Raw genomic sequence first — 2262 nt, forward strand, 5'->3', positions numbered from 1 at the left:
GCGGCCGGGGCCGCGCACGGCGCTCGTCAACCTCGCGCTGGCGGGCGACTGGACCGACACGGGCTTGCCCGCCACGATCGAAGGTGCCATCAGGTCCGGCCGCGCCGCAGCATCCCTTTTGCTCGCAAGTCGTTAAGCTTGCCGAGTCGCAGAACCCCTGTCGCCATGCCGTTTGAGACGATCGAAACCCACGCCACCGCCAGCCTGCCGGATGGGGCGCCCCCTGGATTGTCCCAGGGGGCGCCGCAGGGACGGCCCGAGGGCGGGCGCGGTGCGTTCCCCGACGGGTCGCCGGCCGATGCCGCGCTCGTGCGCTCCGTCGCGCGCGCGTCCGACGCGCTGCGCCGCCGGCAGCGCGACGACGGGCACTGGGTGTTCGAGCTGGAGGCGGATGCGACGATCCCGGCCGAATACGTGCTGCTGGAGCACTATCTCGACCGCATCGACCCGGACCTGCAGGACCGCATCGGCGTCTATCTGCGCGCGGCGCAGGGCGCGCATGGCGGCTGGCCGCTGTTCCATGCCGGCGCGTTCGACCTGTCGTGCTCGGTCAAGGCGTATTACGCGCTCAAGCTGATCGGCGACGATCCCGAGGCGCCGCACATGCGCCGCGCCCGCGAGGCGATCCTGGCGCATGGCGGGGCGGCGCGGGCCAACGTCTTCACCCGCGCGCAGCTCGCGCTGTTCGGACAGGTGCCGTGGCGCGCGGTGCCGGTGATGCCGGTCGAGATCATGCGCCTGCCGCGCTGGTTTCCGTTCCACCTGAGCAAGGTGTCGTACTGGTCGCGCACGGTGATCGTGCCGCTGATCGTGCTGATGGCGCTGCGCCCGCAGGCGCGCAATCCGCGCGGCATCGGCGTCGCGGAGCTGTTCACGACGCCGCCCGAACAGGTGCGCGACTGGATACGCGGGCCGTACCGCTCGCAATGGGGGCGGCTGTTCAAGGGCATCGACCGGGTGCTGCGCGCGGTCGAGCCGCGCTTTCCGCGCGGGCTGCGCAAGCGGTCGATCGAGAGCGCGGTCGCCTTCGTCGTCGAGCGGCTGAACGGCGAGGACGGGCTGGGCGCGATCTATCCGGCGATGGCCAACAGCGTGATGATGTTCGACGCGCTGGGCTATGCGCCCGACCATCCGCACGCGGCGATCGCGTGGGCGAGCGTGCGCAAGCTGCTGTGCGTGCAGGCGGACCGGGCGTATTGCCAGCCCTGCCTGTCGCCGATCTGGGACACCGGGCTTGCCGGGCACGCGGTCGCGGAGGCGGACGGCATCGCCGATGACGGGCTCGCCGCCGCGTGCACCTGGCTGCGCGGGCGGGAGGTGCGCGACGTGGTGGGCGACTGGGCGATCCAGCGCCCCGGCCTCGCCCCCGGCGGCTGGGCGTTCCAGTACAACAACGCGCATTACCCGGACGTCGACGACACGGCGGTGGTGGGCATGCTGCTGCACCGGCAGGGCGATCCCGCGCACGCGGCGGCGATCGAGCGGGCGCGGGCCTGGATCGTCGGCATGCAGAGCCGCAACGGCGGCTGGGGCGCGTTCGACGCCGACAACACGCATTACGTCCTGAACCACATCCCTTTCGCCGATCACGGCGCGCTGCTCGATCCGCCGACGGCCGATGTCACGGCGCGCTGCGTGTCGTTCCTGGCGCAGTTGGGTCGGGCGGAGGACGCGCCGGTGATCGCCCGCGCGCTCGACTACCTGCGCCGCGAACAGGAGCCGTACGGCGCGTGGTTCGGGCGGTGGGGCACGAACTACATCTATGGCACCTGGTCGGTGCTGTGCGCGCTGAATGCGGCGGGCGTGCCGGCCGGGGACCCGATGGTGCGCCGCGCGGTGGACTGGCTGGTGTCGGTGCAGCGGCCGGACGGCGGCTGGGGCGAGGACGAGGAATCCTATGCCGCGGCGACACCCGGCACCTATCACGAAAGCACGCCGAGCCAGACCGCCTGGGCCGTGCTCGGCCTGATGGCGGCGGGCGAGACGGCGCACCCGGCGGTCGCGCGCGGCATCGCGTGGCTGACCGCGACGCAGCAGGCGGACGGGGAGTGGGCGGAGCTGCCCTATACGGCGGTCGGTTTCCCGCGCGTCTTCTACCTCCGCTATCACGGCTACCGGCTGTTCTTCCCGCTGCTTGCGCTGGCGCGCTACCGCAACCTGCGGCGCAGCAACACGGGGCGGGTCGAGGTCGGGTTCTGAGCCGGCCGCCGCCGCTCGGCATCGTCGTCGGCCTGCGCGCCGAGGGGCGGATCGCCGCCCCTC

The 2262-nt window shown here is 72.7% G+C and carries 2 protein-coding genes; both read left to right on the top strand.

Going from position 1 to position 2262, the window contains the following annotated elements:
* Positions 1-136, top strand: a 136-nt coding sequence (locus B8460_RS21255; RefSeq protein WP_199445694.1) for an FAD-dependent oxidoreductase, incomplete at its 5' end; no start/stop codon positions are given.
* A 29-nt stretch (positions 137-165) separates the two neighbouring features.
* Positions 166-2199: a squalene--hopene cyclase gene (gene shc, locus B8460_RS18455; protein ID WP_084623899.1), complete on the top strand. Its 2034-nt coding sequence runs from the start codon at positions 166-168 to the stop codon at positions 2197-2199.
* Positions 2200-2262 lie beyond the last annotated feature (63 nt).

This window comes from Acidisphaera rubrifaciens HS-AP3, assembly GCF_000964365.1.
In the GTDB taxonomy this organism is placed as follows: Bacteria; Pseudomonadota; Alphaproteobacteria; order Acetobacterales; family Acetobacteraceae; genus Acidisphaera; species Acidisphaera rubrifaciens.

Coding starts and splice junctions, on each gene's coding strand:
- shc (WP_084623899.1), top strand. CDS start 166: ATGCCGTTTGAGACGATCGAAACCCACGCCACCGCCAGCCTGCCGGAT.